Origin of the sequence: Nafulsella turpanensis ZLM-10 (genome assembly GCF_000346615.1) — a bacterium.
Taxonomy (GTDB): domain Bacteria; phylum Bacteroidota; class Bacteroidia; order Cytophagales; family Cyclobacteriaceae; genus Nafulsella; species Nafulsella turpanensis.
Genome location: NZ_ANNU01000024.1, coordinates 79,642 through 97,639 on the forward strand (window position 1 = coordinate 79,642; position 17,998 = coordinate 97,639).

Here is a 17,998-nt window from a genome sequence, read left to right on the forward strand (position 1 = left end):
ACCGAGGCCTGCTTCTCTTTCAACAACTTTGGCAAAGCGCTTCTGTTTTTTGCTAATTTCACTAATTTTGCATTTTACAGTATCCGGAAGAAAGAATTTTAGGCCTTTTTATATACAACTCATTATGGCATTAAGTACCAAATATAATCCTGCAGAGGTAGAAGATAAATGGTATCAGTACTGGCTGGCAAATAAGTATTTCCATTCAGAACCCGATCCGCAGAAAGAGCCATATACCGTGGTGATTCCGCCACCGAACGTGACAGGTGTGCTGCACATGGGCCACATGCTCAACAATACCATACAGGATGTACTGGTGCGCAAAGCCCGAATGGAAGGCAAAAATGCCTGCTGGGTACCTGGTACGGACCATGCTTCCATTGCCACCGAGGCCAAAGTAGTAGCCATGCTAAAGGAGCGGGGTATTAATAAAAATACGCTTACCCGGGAGGAGTTTCTGGAATATGCCTGGGAGTGGACAGAGAAGTATGGGGGAATTATACTCGAACAGCTGAAAAAGCTGGGTGCCAGCTGCGACTGGGATCGTACCCGCTTTACCATGGAAGAAAGCATGAGCGCCCAGGTAATTAAGGTGTTTATTGACCTCTACAACAAAGGACTGATATATCGCGGCATCCGGATGGTGAACTGGGACCCTGCCGGTAAAACGGCGCTCAGCGACGATGAGGTAATCCACCGCGAGGTAAACAGCAAGCTCTACCATATCCGCTACAAGATAGAAGATAGCGATGAATATGTAACGATTGCCACCACTCGCCCCGAAACCATTCTGGGCGATACTGCTATCTGCGTTAACCCGAACGACAGTCGCTATGAGCACCTGAAAGGGAAAAAAGCTATCGTGCCGCTGATTAATCGTGCCATTCCTATTATTGAAGATGAGTATGTGGATATGGAATTCGGTACCGGTGCCTTAAAAGTAACGCCGGCGCACGATGTAAATGACTATGAGCTGGGGCAGAAGCACCGGCTGGAGAGTATCGACATCCTGAACGATGATGGTACCCTTAGTAAAGCCGCTCAGTTGTTTGTTGGGGAAGACCGCTTTGTAGTGCGGAAAAAGATTGCCAAGCAGCTTGATGAGCAGGGCTTTCTTGTAAAAGAAGAGGACTATAAAACCAGCGTAGGTTTTAGCGAAAGGACCGATGCCGTAATTGAGCCAAAGATTTCCATGCAGTGGTTCCTGAAAATGGACAAGATTACGGTGCCGGCTCTTGAAAATGTAATGAACGACAGCATTCAGCTGCACCCGCCGAAGTTTAAAAATATGTACCGCAGCTGGATGGAGAATGTACGCGACTGGTGCATTAGCCGTCAGCTCTGGTGGGGTCAGCAGATTCCCGCCTTTTATCTGCCCAATGGTGAATTTGTGGTAGCCGAAACCGTAGAGGAGGCGCTTGTGCTGGCTCGCGAGAAATCCGGTAACCGAAACCTGCAGGCAGCGGATCTGCGCCAGGACGAAGATGTGCTGGATACCTGGTTTAGCAGCTGGCTCTGGCCTATTTCAGTATTCGAAGGAATACTTGATCCGGATAACGAAGAAATCAATTATTACTACCCGACCAATGACCTGGTAACGGCTCCGGAAATTCTCTTCTTCTGGGTAGCCCGTATGATTATTGCCGGCTATGAGTACCGGGACCAAAAGCCATTTACGAACGTATATTTAACAGGGATTGTACGCGATAAGCAGGGGCGCAAAATGTCGAAATCCCTCGGCAATTCGCCCGACCCGCTGGAGCTAATGGCACAGTATGGGGCTGATGGCGTTCGTACGGGTATGTTGTTCTCTTCGCCGGCCGGTAACGACCTGCTGTTCGACGAAAAGTTGTGCGAGCAGGGCCGTAACTTCAACAATAAAATCTGGAACGCCTTCCGCCTGATTGAAGGATGGGAAGTGAAGGAGCAAAGTGGTGAAGGAAACAATGAAATTGCCATCCGCTGGTTCGAAGACCGCTTTAACCAGGCTCTTGTTGAGCTGGAAGATCACTTCAGCAAGTTCCGTATATCTGATGCACTTATGACGGTGTATAAGCTGGCATGGGATGATTTCTGCAGCTGGTACCTCGAAATGGTGAAGCCTCCTTTCGGTGACCCTATCGATAAGGAAACTTATGAAGCCACACTAGACCATCTGGATAAACTGTTGAAGCTCCTGCATCCTTTTATGCCGTTTATTACAGAGGAAATCTGGCAGACCATGAAGGAGCGGAAAGATGGAGAGAGTATAAGCATTGAAGCATGGCCAACAGCTGAAAATATTGATGAAGCCTTTTTACGCGATGCAGCCAAAGCTTTTGAAGCCGTTACCCAGGTAAGGAACCTGCGGAACAGCAAAGGCCTTTCGCCTAAGGAGGCGCTGGAATTGCAAATAAAAACCAAAGAGCCGGGGGTATACCAGCGTTTCGAAGGCATTATTAATAAACTGGCAAATATCAGCAGCCTGAGCTTTACAGAGGAAAAACCAGCCAATGCGGTAAGTTTTGTAAATGGAGGCGACGAGCTCTATGTGCCTCTCCAGGGAACAATCGACGTAGAAAAGGAGCGCCAGGAGATTGAGAAGGAGCTGGAGTATACCCGCGGTTTCCTGCTTTCGGTCGATAAAAAGCTGAGCAATGAGCGCTTTGTAAGCGGAGCTCCGGCGCAGGTAGTGGAGGCAGAGAAAAAGAAAAAGGCCGATGCCGAAGCTAAAATTAAAGCGCTGGAAGAAAGTTTGGCTTCTCTTTAAATTTCATTTGCTGTAGATATGGCTTTGCTGAAGTGCAATACCGTGATGCCGGCTCGCCTGAAGCCTTTTTATGCGGAAGAGCTTCTGTCATATAGAGTGGCTTTTGCTGCCGGTGATTTACCATTAGCCTGGTATCACCTGGAGCGGGCGCACATTATTGGGCAGGCTTATCCATGGGAACATACAAAGGCTCATTGGTTAATGCTGCGCTTTGGATTTTCCATTAAAAGCTGGAAGGAAGTGAGGGGGCAGGTACTGCGCCTGCTGGTGGGAGGTGTTAAATCTTTTGTAGGTAAAATCCCTGTCGGAAATACAGGCGGAGCCAAGGTGCCGCCGCTACTTTCTATGCCTCTTCCGCCCGACCTTCAGGCAATATTAGAGCGTAAAATGGATTAGAATTTAGTAAAACGCAGTAAATCAGGAGTTATTTGTAATAGAATGTTGGTATTAAGTAACTGAATTTCAGTTAAATATGCGGGATAGAGGTGGTGTAAGGGTGAAAAATAAGCTAAACCTTACATTGTGATGTATAAGGAGGTTCTTGTTTCCGGACGGTCGGCAAATGTACTACCTTGTATCTAAGAAATTTAAACAGGGAAATCATGAATAAACTATTTGAATCAACAGAAGCAAAATTCTACCGCGTATATTCTTTTAACCTGAACCAAATGGTAAGGATATATAGCAACTAAAATAACTGCCGTTTTTTCTGGTAGATATATAAAAAAGAGCATCGGTAATCGGTGCTCTTTTTTATTTGCCCCTTTAGTAAGGGTAGGTTCATTTTTTTTATACTGAAAGATAATGAGCAGCCTTCTTCTTCCCCGGGATTAGCGGAGAAGAGAAGACAGCCTGTAATTGCTGCTACTCATTCTTCAGTTTTAATTTTAAAGGTGCGTAGCCAATACTCTGAAAGCCAATAATCCCATACACTGTTTCACCCACTTCAATAACCTGGTTTGCCAGGTTATATTCCAGTAGTTCCCTCTTGAATTTATTGTTGGCGTTGGCGGCCATTCCCATGTTTAGGGCTGTAATTCCAGGGCCAAGTACATAGCCGATTTCGGTAGTGGTAACATCTCCGGTATTGTTGGAGGTGTATAGCTTCATGGGCGTAAGAAGGAGGTAGAGCAGGTAAATAGGCACTCCCTGCTTAAGCTTGCTGTGGATGTAGTCCGGCTCTAATAAATAAACAGATTGATGGCCGGAAGTAATTTCAAAATCTTCCGGAAAGAAAAGCGGCCGCTCAGTATTATTCGTGATCTTAACGGCTACTACTCTTAATCCTTTTTTGTCTTCTTTCTTTGCATATTTTTTGTTCCCTTTCTCTCTCAGTACATCATAGCGATAAGAGAACGCCAGCTCGTCTGTGTTTTCTGTAGAATTAAAATAGTTAGAAGGAGGGTGTGTGGAATGATAGCTGGAGGCGCATCCTGTGGAAAAAAGGGTTCCTGCAAACAGGCTGAGGAGTAGTAGAAAGTGTTTCATTAGTTACTTTTAGCGTTTAAAATTGGAGTGAAACGTCAAAAGTAAACCAGCAAACTCTTATAAACAATATATTTTTTTTATTTATTCCTATTTAAGGAGAGCAGGAAGTTGAAGTGATTTGAAGATTTCTGCTTGACTGGTTTAGTTAGAGCTGGTCTGGCAACATTGCTTTTCCCCAATACTCCATTATTTGAGGATGATAATGGAAGAAGGTGCTTTCATAATAATGCTCCACGGGATGAAGGAGCAAAAAAAAAGCTATACAACAAATTGTATAGCTTAAATATTTTTACCCTTTTGGTAGAATATTACGACTTCAAGTCAAAGCTGCTCTGTCCTTTTCTCCAGTTGGGAACCTGAACGGTAAAAAGCACTAGTGTAATAATTGGTGCTATAAATGAAAAAACAAGCCAGCTAATCCGTTCATATACACGAAGTTTGGTGCTTCGGTTGATCAGGAAAACCATCGCAACCATTGCCGGGATATTCAGGATGATGAAGAGGATAGTTAAAAAGTCCATACTGGTAGAAAAGTTTAGATGTAATTTAAATAACTTTTTTCAAAAATTCAAGTGTTCGCCGGGCCACTATTTGGCTATCTGGGGGTAATACGGAATTTTCATAAGGATGTTTCGCTCCAAAGGTATGATTTGCATTCTCCACCAGAAATAATTCAGCATCGGGTTTCCATCGCTTCATTTCTTCGGCCATTTGGTAAGGCAGGGTTTCGTCGGCAGTGCCATGTATCAGCAGGAGGGGCTGTTCCATATTTGCAACGGCAGTAGGGATATCCAGGCGTTCCTTATTATCTGTAAAGTCTTCCGCCAGCTGAAAGTAAAGCGGCATCTGCTGGTTAGTGCGGGAATTGTAAATGTACTGCACCCCCTTCTTTCTCCAGTCCTCGATAAACTCTTCCGGCCATCGTTTGCTCAGGTCGTGTATACCTGCCCAGCTAACGCATGCTTTTACCCTCGGGTCTTCGGCCGTTTTTAACATGGCCAGGCCTCCTCCACGGCTATGGCCAATCAGGCTAAGCCTGCTGAAGTCCATTTCGCCGGCTGGTATTGCTGACTCTCCCTTTTCCAGGTGGTCGAGGAGGGTGTCAAGGTCGTCCAGCTCAATGCTGAAGTTGTTCTGGCCAAAGGCCTCCAGGTCAGCAAAGTCCATTGGTTTTTCGGGGGTCGTGCCATTGTGCGAAAGATTTAGCTTGATATAAACAAAGCCTTCCTGCGCAAAGGAATCGGCAATAAGATTGAAATGCCCCCAGTCTTTAAAGCCTTTGAAGCCATGAATAAAAATAATGACCGGTTTTGCTACTCCATTGGGCAGGAAGCGGGCATCATATATAAAAGGGCGCCGGCCATGCGGCGAGTGAAGACGAGTATTAGGTATAAATTGTAATTTTTCCATATACTACAAATAAATAAAAAATTAACCTTTTGTTTTGCTTCCGGATAGGTCGTATACTTGTATCCGCATCCATGACAAGCTCATTAAAAGAAATACAGGCCCCTATTGCTATCGAAATGCAGGACTTCGAGAAGAAGTTCCGTTCGTTTATGCGAACAAGGGTGCTGCTGCTCGATAAGATAATGAGCTACATTGTTAAGCGAAAAGGAAAGCAAATGCGGCCGATGTTTGTATTCCTGACTGCCGGGATGGCAGGTGGGGAAATAAAAGAAGCCACTTTTCGCGGAGCTGCCCTTATTGAACTGCTGCATACGGCCACTCTTGTACACGACGATGTGGTAGACGATGCCTATCAGCGCCGGGGCTTTTTTTCCGTAAATGCACTCTGGAAAAATAAGATTGCCGTTCTGGTGGGCGATTACCTGCTTTCGAGAGGGCTGTTGCTCTCAGTAGACCATGGAGATTTCGACTTACTCCGGATAGTTTCGCAGGCTGTGCGCGAAATGAGCGAAGGTGAGCTGCTGCAGATCGAAAAGGCCCGGCAGCTCGATATCACCGAAGATGTTTACTACGATATTATTGGAAAGAAAACAGCCAGCCTCATCGCCTCCTGCTGTGCTGTAGGGGCAGCCTCGGTAGGGGCAGCTGCCGAAACCATTGACCAGATGCGCCTGTTTGGCGAAAAGGTGGGAATGGCCTTCCAGATAAAGGATGACCTGTTCGATTATGGTAATGATGAAATAGGGAAGCCTTTGGGAATTGATATTAAGGAACGGAAAATGACATTGCCGCTTATTTATGCCCTCAATCATGCTAAATGGTTTGATAAGCGGCGAATCATCTATATGGTACGTAACCAGAGCCATAAGCCGCAAAAAGTACAGGAGGTAATTGCCTTTGTAAAAAAATCCGGAGGTCTGGAATATGCTACCCGGGTGATGGAGCGCTATTACGCCGAAGCAATGGATCTGTTGAAAAGTTTCCCCGATTCATCTTATAAAACATCCTTACAGCAAATGGTGCAATATACCATTGAGCGGAACAAGTAGACCAGCTCCTCCTGCAGTTTTTCTCTAATTCTTTTCTGAAAAGAAACAGCAGCCCTTATTTTTCTTTCTAAGGTGTTCGGTGGGTGGTAATTAAGTTTGGGAAAACCTCTTCGAGTGCGCTGCCGTTATTTAAGTGTCGGCTAATAGGGTTTCGCCTTTTAAAGAAGCTCGAAAAAGAAAAGGGGGAATTCTCGTGGAGATTTCCTGCTTCCGCACTTTCCGCCAGTAGAAAAGGACGGAAGCAGGAGAAATAATTATTCTGCCAGCAGCTTATCTGTAAAGAGGTTGAACTCTTCTACAAAACGAGTATAATATTCGCCAGTGCCTGGTCCGCTGAAGCCGGTATGGATTTTACGAACATTTCCTTCTTTATCGATAAAGATGGTGGTAGGGAAGGACATTACATGGTTGAGCATGGGGAGGGTTTTGGCGGCGGCTTCCTTATCTGCGGTGCCGGCAATGAGAAAATCATAGCCAACGTCGAGCCTGTCCACCATCCGCTGCACCCGGTTGCGTGCGTATTCGAAGTCGTCCTTCTTTTCATAGGCCAGGCCTATAATTTCAACTCCTCTGTCTTTGTTCTTGCGGTACCAATCGGCCAGAAAAATGGTTTCATCCATGCAGTTGGGGCACCAGGTGCCAAATAGTTGTACTATCACCACCTTGTCTTTGTAGGCGGAATCATCCAGGGAAACCATTTCTCCCTCCAGGTTCGGAAATTCAAATGCCAGCTCATCATAACCTTCTTTTAGGTGCGTAAGGCTGTTAGGATCAGGGAGGCTGGCGGAAGAATCTCTCCGGGCTATCCATTTTTCGTTCCAGCTTTTGCCGCTCCAAAAGGTGCCGCTGATCTGGTCCTTATTTTCTTTGTCAATAGTGCCTTTGAACAGGAAGGCATGCTCGCCGTCAAAAGCACTTAACTGGAGCTGATTCCCGTCCACATTTCCCTCCAGGTACCTGTAGTCGCCGGTAGGGGTAAGGAAGGTGCCACTCAGCTGTTCTCCATTCTGTTCGAATATACCTACCGCTTTGGTAGTGTCGTTGCCATCTTCTCCTAACAGCTTTACTGCCCATTTGCCACTCACATCTGCAATAGGTGCTTTGGCGGGTTCCGGAAAGCGGAAAGTGTCGCGGGTGGCGGTAAAAGGAAGTTCATAATCTTCTGCATAATTCTTTTTCCAGATTCCTTTCATGCTCCCACTTTCTACCACTGCTCTTAATTCAGTGTCAAAAATATGCATGGGCATTAGCAAAGTGTCTCCCTGCCATTGCAGTTCATTTACTTCGAGTATTTCTTCGCCATTCAGGATTTTCATTCGTAAATCCTCTCCCGACCCTGTTATTTCAAAATTAAAAGGCATTTCCTGTTCCTGCAGGTGGATGAGTCCCCGCCAATAGCCCGTCACCCCATCTTTCTCCAGGAGTGTTTCTGCGCTTTTTTCGCTTGAGCAGGCACTCATAAACAGTGTGGCCAGTATGAGGCTCCCAATTAATCTATACATTTTTTAATTTTTTTATCGTGGAAGAACAAACTTAGTAATTCCTGTTGAATTTTAGGTCCTATTTTCTTTTCCATTCTCCTTCTTCAGTCTCTCTGGTGGCAACATTATGTAAAGTGGAGGAGGAGTTAAGTGAGTTTAAGGCTTTTAAGGAGAGGGATTTGGCTTAGTTTGTGTTTAATCAGTTTGTGCGGAAAAATCGAAAAATGTTAAACAAAAAAAAAGTGGAGTTGGTTTGTCCACATTTTCGGTGTGGAAAACTAAATGTTTTGTAATTAATGTACTGGTAATCAGCTTATTGTATTTGGGCTAATATTGCATTTCAGGAATGTAGCGAATATGAACACCCTCTTTCTCCCACTTCTTACCACCCTAATAAGTTCTTCCTCCTTATTTAAAAAAATAAGTGATTTCTATTTAGGAATTATTCTGGAAATAAATTTTGATTTTGCCTCTTTTGAGCTTAAATACTTAGGTTTTTGGTAATATTTGGCTAATGTTTTTATGATTTTGTATGTTCTTTTGCCCAATAATTTGATGGCATTTTTAAGGGGTAAAAAGGTGATTTTCAGCATTTCATTAAAATATTTTAAGAAAGTGGTTGAAAGTGGGAGATTGTGGATAAATATGTTTTTTAATTTTTTAGATTTGCAAGAGTACCTGTTTGAATGAACCCTGTTTCATGGCTTTCTTTACCTCCGAATATGAATGTAAGCTTGATGCCAAGGGTAGGTTAGTTTTGCCTGCCCGGATAAAGGCCAGCCTGCCGGAAACTTCCGGAGGAGAGCTTGTGGTTCGTCGTGGTTTTGAGCCTTGCCTGGTAGTGTATCCATTTACAGAGTACAAAAAAATTTATTCGAAAATTGCCTCGCTGAACGAGTTTAATGAAGAATACCGGAAGTTGCAGCGAAACTTCTTTAGGGGGAATACACAGGTGGAGCTGGATAATAACGGCCGCTTCCTAATCCCGAAGACAATGCTGCGCTATGCCAGTCTGGATAAGGATGTGATTGTGGTGGGAATGGGGAATAGAATAGAGATCTGGAACCCGGAAACATATGAGGAATATTTAATTCAGGACCAGAGCGAGTTTAGTAAACTGGCCGAAAAATATTTGACTGAGTAATATGTCGTACCACCAACCAGTGATGCTTCAGGAATGCCTGGAGGGCTTGCAGCTTCGTGAAGGAGGCGTGTATGTGGACCTTACCTTTGGAGGCGGCGGACACAGCCGTGCGATACTATCCGCTCTGTGTGGTGGACGTTTGTTTGGTTTTGATCAGGATGATGATGCCCGGAAGCAGGCAGAGCATATAGACGATACCCGCTTTCAGTTTGTGCAGGCCAACTTTCGTTACCTGAAGCGCTATCTTAAGCTGTATGGAGTGCAGCAGGTTGACGGAATACTGGCCGACTTGGGGGTTTCTTCTCACCAGCTGGATGAAGCCGAACGAGGCTTTTCCACCCGCTTTAACGCGGTGCTGGATATGAGAATGGACCAGCAGGGTAGTTTAACGGCTAAAGAAGTGCTGAATACCTACAGCGAAAAAGATTTGCACCGCTTGCTGGGGCAGTTTGGGGAAGTCAGAAATGCCCGTACACTGGCCGGAGCGCTGGTTGCGGCACGTACTAATCAGCCTTTCGAGCAGATTGATGAGCTGAAAGCAGTAGTAAACCGCTTTGCGCCAAAAGGGAAAGAGTATAAATACCAGGCCCAGGTTTTTCAGGCCTTACGGATAGAAGTAAATGATGAGCTAAGGGCGCTGGAAGAGGCGCTGGAGCAGTCGGCCGAAGTCCTGGCAGAAGGTGGAAGGCTGGTGGTGATGTCTTACCATTCGCTGGAAGACCGGCTGGTGAAGAACTTTATGGCCAAGGGAAAGTTCAGGGGAGAGATGGAGAAGGATTTTTACGGAAATATGATTCGGCCCTTAGTGCCTGTTACCCGCAAGCCTGTAGAGGCAGGGGAGGAGGAGATAGCCACCAACAGCCGGGCCCGGAGTGCAAAGTTAAGAATTGCTGAAAAAGTGTAGAGAGGAGAAGAGCGATTATGGCAAAGAACAGACCAAAAGTTCAGAAGGAGAAAAAGGTAAAAAAAGGCCGCGGGGTCTTTAACTGGGTAGAGAAGACCATTGGTTTAGACGGGATGTTTAATGAAGGCCTGCCGGTTACCTATTTGCCATACATGATGTTTGTGGTATTAATTGGCCTTTTCTATATCGGAAACAGTCATTATGCCGATAAAACAAACCGTAAAATAACAAAGCTGGAGCGTGAGGTAGAGGACCTGAGGGCAGATTACACTACCCTGAAGGCCGACTATATGTTTTCCAGTAAACAATCGGAAGTTGCCAAAAGAGTAAAAGATTTAGGTTTAGTCGAGAGTCAGGAACCGCCCTACAAATTAGTTATACAAAAAGGTGAATATTAAGAAGTCAATTCTGGTAAGAGTACGGATTGCCTTTTTGCTGGTCTTCCTTTTTGCTGCAGGTATAGCCTATCGCATATTCAACCTGCAGTTTATTGAGGGAAGCAAGTGGAGGGAAGTGGCTGCCAATACCAGCCTGCAATACCGGACCATCGAAGCCACCCGCGGAAATATCTATTCCGACAATGGGAGCTTGCTGGCAACCTCTTTGCCTTTTTACAGGGTTTGTATGGATCCTACCATTGCAGATGAGGAGGTGTTTAAGCAAAGTATCGATTCCTTATCCATTCGTCTTTCCCGCTTTTTTGGCGACAAAACACCTACAGAATATAAACAGAGAATCACCAATGCCCGCAAGGCCAAACGCCAGTATCTCATCCTCAACCGTGTCCAAATAGGGTATCAGGACAAAAAGGTAATGGAGAACTGGCCTCTCTTCCGCGAAGGCCGGTATCAGGGTGGAGTTATCTTCGAAAAGGTTGAAAAACGCTTCAAACCTTTCTCCACCCTGGCCCACCGGACCATTGGTTACATTAATGAAAATGATTACGGGGTAGGCCTGGAATATAGCTTTAATGAGCAACTGAAAGGCCGCAATGGCGAAATACTGTCGCAGAAGATGGCAGGCGGTAACTGGAAGCCGGTTTTTAATGAGTCGGATGTGCGGCCTGTGGAAGGGTCTGATATTGTAACTACCATCGACGTCAACCTGCAGGATGTGGCAGAGTCAGCCCTGCTTCGTCACCTTCAGTACCATTCTGCCGACAGGGGGTGCGTGGTAGTAATGGAGGTAGAGACGGGCTATATAAAGGCTATCTCTAACCTGAGCAGGAACAGCGATGGCTATTATTCTGAAACCTATAACTTCGCCGTAGGTCAGCAGGGGCTTCGGGATCCGGGTTCTACTTTTAAGCTGGCCACCATGATTGCCCTCCTCGAAGATACCAACCTTAAACCTACTGATACCATCGATACCGGTGATGGATCTTATAAATTTTATAAGGAGACCGTTAGGGACCACAAACCGGGTGGATACGGTAAAATTACCCTTGAGGAAGCCTTTGTGGTTTCGTCCAATATTGCCGTGGCCAAACTGGTGGATCAGCATTTTAACCTGCAGCCTGAGCGGTTTATGCAGTACATCCGCAATATGGGTTTAACAGAGCCTTTAGGATTTCAGCTAAAAGGGGAGGGAGTGCCTAAATTCCCGCCAATCAATAAGTGGAGTGGTATCACGCTTCCGTGGATGTCGCATGGTTACGGCTTTGAGATTACGCCGCTGCAAACGCTTAGTTTGTACAATGCAGTGGCTAATGGCGGAAAAATGATGCAGCCCATCCTGGTAAGTGCCGTAAAAAAGGCCGATAAGGTAGTACAGAACTATCCGCCGGTGGTGCTGAACGAAGAAATTTGCTCCAAAGAAACCCTTAAGGAGGTGCAGCAAATGCTGGAAGGGGTAGTGGAAAGAGGAACGGCCCAGAATATTCGCGACAGCCATTATGCCATTGCAGGTAAAACCGGTACTGCTCAAACCCTTAGAAATGGCCGCTATGTGAGGGAGTATTATACTTCATTTGCTGGCTATTTTCCGGCAGACAAGCCTAAATACAGCGCCATTGTGGTTATTGATAATCCAAAAGGATATAATCAGTACGGTAGTGATGTGGCTGCCCCGGTATTTAAAGAAATTGCCGATAAGGTATATGCCACCGACCTTCAGATGCATGCTCCCTATCACCTTTCTGATAGTGTGGAACCAGGGGTGTTTCCTTTGGTGCAGGCAGGTTACCAACCTGATCTTTCGGAGATTATTGGAGAGTTAGGTATTAACCAGGGAGTGGCTCCTGCAGAAGACTGGGTAAAGGCTACGGTAGATAGTAATCAAATTGAATGGACGCCTAAAAAGCTGTCGATGGAAAGTGTACCTGATGTGCGGGGAATGACCCTGAAAGATGCTCTGTACCTGTTAGAAAATAAAGGCTTGCGGGTGCAGTACAGCGGAAGTGGCAGAGTGGAGAGGCAGTCGCAGGCACCTGGAATGAAAGCTCTAAAAGGCTCAACGATTAAGTTAGATTTAGGATATTAATGGCATTGCTAAAAGATATATTATATAAAGTAGCCCTGCAGTCGACTGCAGGCGATATGGAGCGGGAGATAGTCCGGGTCGTATTCGATTCGCGGCAGGTGGAGCCGGGTGTTCTTTTTGTGGCTGTGCGTGGTACGCAGGTCGACGGGCATGCCTTTATAGATAAGGCTATAAGCCAGGGAGCGGTGGCCATATTAGCCGAAGAGATTCCGGCTGAAACACAGGAGGGTGTGACTTACCTGCAGGTGCAGGATAGTTCGGTTGCCCTTGGGGTAGTGGCGGCTAACTTTTACGGCAACCCCAGTGAAAAACTAAAGATGGTAGCTGTTACAGGCACAAATGGTAAAACAACCACTGTTACCCTTTTATACAAGCTGTTCAGGAGCCTGGGCTATAATGTAGGTATGCTCTCCACGGTACGGAACCTGGTAAACGACCATGAAGTAGCGGCTACCCATACTACGCCCGATGCCGTTCAGCTCAACGCCCTGCTGGCCCGGATGGTGGAAGCAGGTTGTGGCTACTGCTTTATGGAGGCCTCCTCGCATGCTATTGTGCAGGGACGTATGAGTGGTCTGCAAATTGCAGGGGCTGTTTTTACCAATATAACCCACGACCATCTCGATTATCATCAGACCTTCGATGCGTACATAGCCGCTAAAAAGCAGCTCTTCGATCAGCTGCCTAAAACCGCATGGGCGTTAACGAATATTGATGATAAGCGGGGGATGGTAATGCTGCAGAATACCAAAGCGGCCAAACATACCTATGCACTCAAAAAAGCAGCCGACTTTAAAGCAAAGCTTATCAGCAATACTCTGCAGGGGCTGGAGCTGGATATTGACCATAAAGTGGTTTGGTTTAAGCTGATAGGTGATTTTAATGCCTATAACCTGCTGGCTGTATATTCTGCAGCGCTTTTGCTGGGCGAAGATAAGGATGAGGTGCTGCTGCAGCTATCAGGCATTTCTTCTGCGCCCGGCCGTTTTGAGCAGCTCATGTCCAATTCAGGTATTGTGGCAGTAGTTGATTATGCCCATACACCCGATGCGCTGGAAAACGTGCTGCAGACGATCAGCAATTTCCGCACAGGCAACGAGCAGGTTATTACCGTGGTAGGCTGTGGAGGGAATCGGGATAAAACCAAAAGGCCATTGATGGCAGGAATAGCCGGAAACCTGAGTGATAAAGTAATTCTTACCTCCGATAATCCGCGTAATGAAGAGCCGGAAGCAATTCTGTCGGATATGCAGGCAGGTGTAAGTGCCAGCCTGATGCGGAAAGTACTCACTATTGCCGATAGAAAAGAAGCTATCCGGACGGCCTGTATGCTGGCTCAGCCAGGAGATATTGTACTGGTAGCAGGTAAAGGCCATGAAACCTATCAGGAAATAAAAGGAGTAAAGTACCCATTCGACGATCGGCAGGTACTGAGCGAAATGTTAAAAATGTTAAATAAATAAGGCGGCGCCAGGCTCAAAGAAAAAGCATGTTATACTATATCTTCGATTTTCTGGATGAACGATTCGGCCTTACGGGGGCCCAGGTGTTTCAGTATATCTCTTTTCGTGCAGGAGGGGCGGCTTTCCTTTCTCTTTTAATTAGTATATTCTTCGGGAAAAGAATCATTCAGTTTCTTCAGAAAAAGCAGGTAGGGGAAATCATTCGTAATCTCGGTTTGCAGGGGCAAATCGAGAAAAAAGGAACCCCCACCATGGGAGGGATTATCATTATTGCCGCCATTGTTATTCCGGCCCTGTTATTTGCGAAGCTCGATAACATTTATATTATTCTGGTGGTGGTTTCCACCCTCTGGATGGGCTTTATCGGTTTTCTGGATGATTATATTAAAGTGTTCCGGAAGAATAAGGAAGGGCTTGCAGGGAAGTTTAAAGTGGTTGGGCAGGTCGCCCTTGGCCTTATTGTAGGGCTTACCCTGGTGATGCATGAAGATGTGGTAGTAAGGGAGTTTATAGAAGAGCCTTTGGTGGTGGAAGTGGATAATGCTTCGGTAGATCCGGGCGATGTGCAGACGAGTTATGTAGATGTAAAATCTTCCATTACCACCATTCCTTTTGTAAAGGACAATGAGTTTAATTATAACTGGCTAATGCCGTTCCTGGGCGAGCAGTACACCTGGGTGGTATATGTGCTGATTGTCATTTTTATAATTACCGCTGTTTCGAATGGCGCCAATATTACCGATGGTATTGACGGGCTTGCCGCAGGCACTTCGGCTATTATCGCGCTAACGCTGGCTATTTTTGCCTATGTATCGGGTAACGCTATCTTCTCTGATTACCTGAACATCATGTTTATTCCGGGTTCCGGTGAGCTGGTGGTGTTCTGTTCGGCCTTTGTGGGGGCCTGCATTGGCTTCCTGTACTATAATGCCTACCCGGCGCAGGTATTTATGGGCGATACCGGAAGCCTTTCGCTTGGAGGGGTTATAGCCGTGCTGGCGTTTGCTGTTCGTAAAGAACTGCTCATCCCCATTATGTGCGGCATTTTCCTGGTCGAAAATATGTCGGTAATGCTGCAGGTAGCTTACTTCAAGTACACCAAAAAGAAATACGGAGAGGGGCGCCGCATCTTTAAAATGGCTCCCCTGCACCACCACTACCAGAAGCTGGAGTATCACGAATCTAAAATTGTTACCCGCTTCTGGATTATAGGAATTCTACTGGCTATCATGACACTTACTACGCTAAAATTGCGCTAAAGATGAAAAAGACCATTGTCATACTCGGGGCAGGCGAAAGCGGCACAGGTGCAGCCTTACTGGCGCAGCGGCAGGGCTTTGCTGTGTTCGTGTCGGACAAGGGAAGCATCGCGCAAAAGTATAAGGAGATACTGGAGATCGAAGGAATTGAGTATGAAGAAGGCCGGCATTCGGAACAAAAGATTTTAGTAGCTGATGAGGTGATAAAAAGCCCCGGTATTCCGGATAAGGCTGAAATGGTGCAAAAGCTGCTGGCGAAGAACATTCCTGTAATTGATGAACTGGAATTTGCCGGCCGCTATACCCAAAGCAGGTTTATTGCTATTACCGGCACCAATGGCAAAACCACTACCACACTTTTAACTTATCACCTGCTGAAAGAAGGAGGCGTTAAGGTGGGCCTGGCAGGTAATATAGGCTTTAGTCTTGCGCGCCAGATTGCTGAAGGAAAGCAGTTCGACTGGGTAGTGCTGGAAGTAAGTTCTTTCCAGATCGATGGCTTCCGCAAGTTCAGGCCCGATGTGGCGGTTTTGCTCAATATTACGCCCGACCACCTCGACCGCTATAATTACAGGCTGGAAGAATATATTCACTCCAAGTTCCGCCTGACTGAAAACCTGAGAAGAGAGGATGCTTTCATTTATAATGCCGATGACCCGATTGTGGGCAAAGAGATGGAGGGTCGTGTTTTTACAGCCCGTAAGCTGGCGGTAGGAGCCGGGGTGATAAAAGATTCTGGTGCCCAAATTAAACCGGATTTTCTGAATTTAAAAACTTCTAAAGAAGAGGTGCAAATCCCGCTGGCGGAACTGCCCCTAAAGGGAAGGCACAATAGCCTTAATATGGCTTGTGCTGCCTTGGCAGCCATGGAGGCTGGAGTGCCTGCCGGAAAACTCCCGGCCTTGCTTAAAAGCTTTAAAAATGCGCCCCACCGAATGCAGCCTGTTGCCACGGTTGAGGGGGTTACCTATATCAACGATTCCAAAGCCACGAACGTGGATGCCACTTTCTATGCACTGGAGGCCATGCAAAGGCCTGTGGTATGGATTGCAGGGGGTATTGATAAAGGAAATGATTATGGGCAGCTGACCGAAGTGGTTGGCAGGGTAAAGGTGTTGATTTGCCTCGGAAAAGACAACCGTCTCTTGCGGGAGGCTTTCGAGGAATTGATTCCTTTAATACTGGATACTTCCAGTATGGAGGAGGCTGTAAATGCCGCAAAAGAAGTAGCTGAAAAAGGCGATGTGGTGTTGCTTTCGCCCGCCTGTGCCAGTTTCGATCTCTTTCGCAATTACGAAGACCGCGGAGAGCAGTTTATGCGCTTTACAAAGGAGTTAGAGTAAACAGAGAATTTAACCATTTTCAAGTATGCAAACCATTAAGCTTTGGGCAAACAGAAATCTGAAAGGCGACCCGGTTATATGGGTAATCGTGTTCTTTCTTTCTGTCATTAGTATACTGGTGGTATACAGTGCTACAGGTACGCTGGCGTATAAGCGCGATCAGCAGGTAGAGCAGTACCTTATTAACCATACCTTTCTGCTCCTTTTGGGTTTGTTTGCCATGTGGGTAGCGCATAAGGTTGATTACCGGTATTATTCCCGCATTTCCCGGCTGGCCCTGCTGCTGTCGGTGCCGCTTTTATTGTATGCATACTTCTTTGGCTCCAACATTAACGAAGCCAGTCGCTGGATTGAGATTCCGCTGATCAATAAAACCTTTCAGCCTTCAGACTTAGCCAAACTAGCCCTTATCAGTAACCTGGCGGCCATGCTTAGTAAGCGCCAGCAAAATATTGAAGACTTCAAAAAATCCCTGATACCAATCCTTATCTGGATAGGGATTATCTGTGGTTTAATAGCGCTTACCAATTTTTCGAGTGCCATGTTGCTGTTTGCTACCTGTATGCTCCTGATGTTCGTAGGCAGGGTGCCTATCAAGTTCCTTTTTATGCTGGTGCTGGTTGGTTTAGTGGCGGGTTCATTTGCTTTTATGGTGGGGCAGCGGGGTGGAACGGCCGTAAGCCGTATTCAGGACTTTCTGGACCCGACTGAAATTTCCTTCCAGGCAAAACAATCTTATATCGCCATAGCTACGGGTGGAATAACAGGAAAAGGGCCCGGGCAGAGCGATCAGCGCAACTTTCTTCCCCACCCTTATTCCGACTTTATTTTTGCCATTATTGTAGAGGAATATGGCTTGGCAGGAGGCGTGTTCGTCATCTTTCTGTACCTGGCGCTCCTTTACCGGGGCATGCTGGCAGTATCGAATAGTGAACGAGCCTTTGGTGGTCTGCTCTCTGCGGGCCTGAGCTTTGCACTGGTGCTGCAGGCACTGGTAAATATAGGGGTTGCAGTAGGAGTGCTCCCGGTAACGGGGTTACCGCTGCCACTGGTAAGTATGGGCGGTACTTCTTTGCTTTTTACAGGTTTGTCGCTGGGTATCATTCTGAGTGTGAGCCGTGGAGATATTAAGGAGATTAAACCAGTGCAAAAAGAATCAGGAAATTATGCCAAAGCGGCTTAGACCAAAACCAATTGTGGATAAATATATTCCGCTTCATACGTGAT

15 protein-coding genes are annotated in these 17,998 nt (G+C 46.2%); 11 read left to right on the top strand and 4 right to left on the bottom strand.

Going from position 1 to position 17,998, the window contains the following annotated elements; translation table 11 throughout:
* Nucleotides 1-124 precede the first annotated feature (124 nt).
* Together F752_RS0111180 and F752_RS0111185 are read left to right on the top strand one after the other, a co-directional pair.
* The gene (locus F752_RS0111180) at nt 125-2,749 is read left to right on the top strand and encodes a valine--tRNA ligase (protein WP_026135674.1); all 2,625 of its coding nucleotides are present in this window, start codon (nt 125-127) and stop codon (nt 2,747-2,749) included.
* A gap of 18 nt (nt 2,750-2,767) precedes the next feature.
* Nucleotides 2,768-3,145: a DUF3703 domain-containing protein gene (locus F752_RS0111185; protein WP_017731832.1), complete on the top strand. Its 378-nt coding sequence runs from the start codon at nt 2,768-2,770 to the stop codon at nt 3,143-3,145.
* A gap of 468 nt (nt 3,146-3,613) precedes the next feature.
* Here F752_RS0111185 and F752_RS0111190 read toward each other — a convergent pair whose 3' ends face one another.
* The 3 genes from F752_RS0111190 to F752_RS0111200 all read right to left on the bottom strand — a co-directional run bounded on the left by F752_RS0111190 (nt 3,614) and on the right by F752_RS0111200 (nt 5,647).
* On the bottom strand, nt 3,614-4,237 hold the full coding sequence (locus F752_RS0111190) for a hypothetical protein (protein WP_017731833.1): 624 nt from the start codon (nt 4,235-4,237) through the stop codon (nt 3,614-3,616).
* Nucleotides 4,238-4,545: 308 nt separating this feature from the next.
* Nucleotides 4,546-4,758 carry a hypothetical protein gene (locus tag F752_RS0111195; RefSeq protein WP_017731834.1) on the bottom strand — a complete coding sequence of 71 codons (213 nt, stop codon included), beginning with the start codon at nt 4,756-4,758 and terminating at the stop codon, nt 4,546-4,548.
* A 25-nt stretch (nt 4,759-4,783) separates the two neighbouring features.
* On the bottom strand, nt 4,784-5,647 hold the full coding sequence (locus F752_RS0111200) for an alpha/beta hydrolase family protein (RefSeq protein ID WP_017731835.1): 864 nt from the start codon (nt 5,645-5,647) through the stop codon (nt 4,784-4,786).
* 71 nt (nt 5,648-5,718) lie between these two features.
* Here F752_RS0111200 and F752_RS0111205 point away from each other — a divergent pair, with 71 nt between their 5' ends.
* Nucleotides 5,719-6,696 carry a polyprenyl synthetase family protein gene (locus F752_RS0111205; RefSeq protein WP_017731836.1) on the top strand — a complete coding sequence of 326 codons (978 nt, stop codon included), beginning with the start codon at nt 5,719-5,721 and terminating at the stop codon, nt 6,694-6,696.
* A 254-nt stretch (nt 6,697-6,950) separates the two neighbouring features.
* Here the strand turns inward: F752_RS0111205 and F752_RS0111210 are convergent, their stop codons facing one another.
* Entirely contained in the window at nt 6,951-8,198 is a 1,248-nt protein-coding gene (locus F752_RS0111210) for a TlpA disulfide reductase family protein (protein WP_017731837.1), read from the bottom strand.
* A gap of 679 nt (nt 8,199-8,877) precedes the next feature.
* On the opposite strand from F752_RS0111210, the gene mraZ reads away from it, so the two are divergent.
* Genes mraZ through F752_RS23920 form a run of 8 tightly spaced genes read left to right on the top strand, consistent with a single transcriptional unit; the run spans nt 8,878 to nt 17,954 of the window.
* Complete coding sequence (mraZ, locus tag F752_RS0111230; RefSeq protein WP_017731840.1) at nt 8,878-9,321, top strand: division/cell wall cluster transcriptional repressor MraZ; 444 nt, start codon at nt 8,878-8,880, stop codon at nt 9,319-9,321.
* 1 nt (nt 9,322) lies between these two features.
* Complete coding sequence (gene rsmH, locus F752_RS0111235) at nt 9,323-10,225, top strand: 16S rRNA (cytosine(1402)-N(4))-methyltransferase RsmH (protein WP_017731841.1); 903 nt, start codon at nt 9,323-9,325, stop codon at nt 10,223-10,225.
* Between the two features lie 17 nt (nt 10,226-10,242).
* Entirely contained in the window at nt 10,243-10,623 is a 381-nt protein-coding gene (locus F752_RS0111240) for an FtsL-like putative cell division protein (protein ID WP_017731842.1), read from the top strand.
* On the top strand, nt 10,613-12,706 hold the full coding sequence (locus F752_RS0111245; RefSeq protein ID WP_017731843.1) for a penicillin-binding protein: 2,094 nt from the start codon (nt 10,613-10,615) through the stop codon (nt 12,704-12,706). The genes F752_RS0111240 and F752_RS0111245 overlap by 11 nt, the downstream gene beginning before the upstream one ends.
* A complete protein-coding gene (locus F752_RS0111250; protein WP_017731844.1) occupies nt 12,706-14,169 on the top strand; it encodes a UDP-N-acetylmuramoyl-L-alanyl-D-glutamate--2,6-diaminopimelate ligase in 1,464 nt (487 codons plus the stop codon). The genes F752_RS0111245 and F752_RS0111250 overlap by 1 nt, the downstream gene beginning before the upstream one ends.
* Nucleotides 14,170-14,195: 26 nt before the next feature.
* Nucleotides 14,196-15,428, top strand: a complete 1,233-nt coding sequence (mraY, locus tag F752_RS0111255) for a phospho-N-acetylmuramoyl-pentapeptide-transferase (protein WP_017731845.1) — start codon at nt 14,196-14,198, stop codon at nt 15,426-15,428.
* A gap of 2 nt (nt 15,429-15,430) precedes the next feature.
* Nucleotides 15,431-16,771: a UDP-N-acetylmuramoyl-L-alanine--D-glutamate ligase gene (murD, locus tag F752_RS0111260; RefSeq protein WP_017731846.1), complete on the top strand. Its 1,341-nt coding sequence runs from the start codon at nt 15,431-15,433 to the stop codon at nt 16,769-16,771.
* A gap of 25 nt (nt 16,772-16,796) precedes the next feature.
* The gene (locus F752_RS23920) at nt 16,797-17,954 is read left to right on the top strand and encodes an FtsW/RodA/SpoVE family cell cycle protein (RefSeq protein ID WP_017731847.1); all 1,158 of its coding nucleotides are present in this window, start codon (nt 16,797-16,799) and stop codon (nt 17,952-17,954) included.
* Nucleotides 17,955-17,998 lie beyond the last annotated feature (44 nt).

Coding starts and splice junctions, on each gene's coding strand:
- F752_RS0111250 (WP_017731844.1), top strand. CDS start 12,706: ATGGCATTGCTAAAAGATATATTATATAAAGTAGCCCTGCAGTCGACT.
- F752_RS0111185 (WP_017731832.1), top strand. CDS start 2,768: ATGGCTTTGCTGAAGTGCAATACCGTGATGCCGGCTCGCCTGAAGCCT.
- F752_RS0111200 (WP_017731835.1), bottom strand. CDS start 5,647: ATGGAAAAATTACAATTTATACCTAATACTCGTCTTCACTCGCCGCAT.
- mraY (WP_017731845.1), top strand. CDS start 14,196: ATGTTATACTATATCTTCGATTTTCTGGATGAACGATTCGGCCTTACG.
- F752_RS0111180 (WP_026135674.1), top strand. CDS start 125: ATGGCATTAAGTACCAAATATAATCCTGCAGAGGTAGAAGATAAATGG.
- F752_RS0111240 (WP_017731842.1), top strand. CDS start 10,243: ATGGCAAAGAACAGACCAAAAGTTCAGAAGGAGAAAAAGGTAAAAAAA.
- mraZ (WP_017731840.1), top strand. CDS start 8,878: ATGGCTTTCTTTACCTCCGAATATGAATGTAAGCTTGATGCCAAGGGT.
- F752_RS0111195 (WP_017731834.1), bottom strand. CDS start 4,758: ATGGACTTTTTAACTATCCTCTTCATCATCCTGAATATCCCGGCAATG.
- F752_RS0111205 (WP_017731836.1), top strand. CDS start 5,719: ATGACAAGCTCATTAAAAGAAATACAGGCCCCTATTGCTATCGAAATG.
- murD (WP_017731846.1), top strand. CDS start 15,431: ATGAAAAAGACCATTGTCATACTCGGGGCAGGCGAAAGCGGCACAGGT.
- F752_RS23920 (WP_017731847.1), top strand. CDS start 16,797: ATGCAAACCATTAAGCTTTGGGCAAACAGAAATCTGAAAGGCGACCCG.
- F752_RS0111190 (WP_017731833.1), bottom strand. CDS start 4,237: ATGAAACACTTTCTACTACTCCTCAGCCTGTTTGCAGGAACCCTTTTT.
- rsmH (WP_017731841.1), top strand. CDS start 9,323: ATGTCGTACCACCAACCAGTGATGCTTCAGGAATGCCTGGAGGGCTTG.
- F752_RS0111210 (WP_017731837.1), bottom strand. CDS start 8,198: ATGTATAGATTAATTGGGAGCCTCATACTGGCCACACTGTTTATGAGT.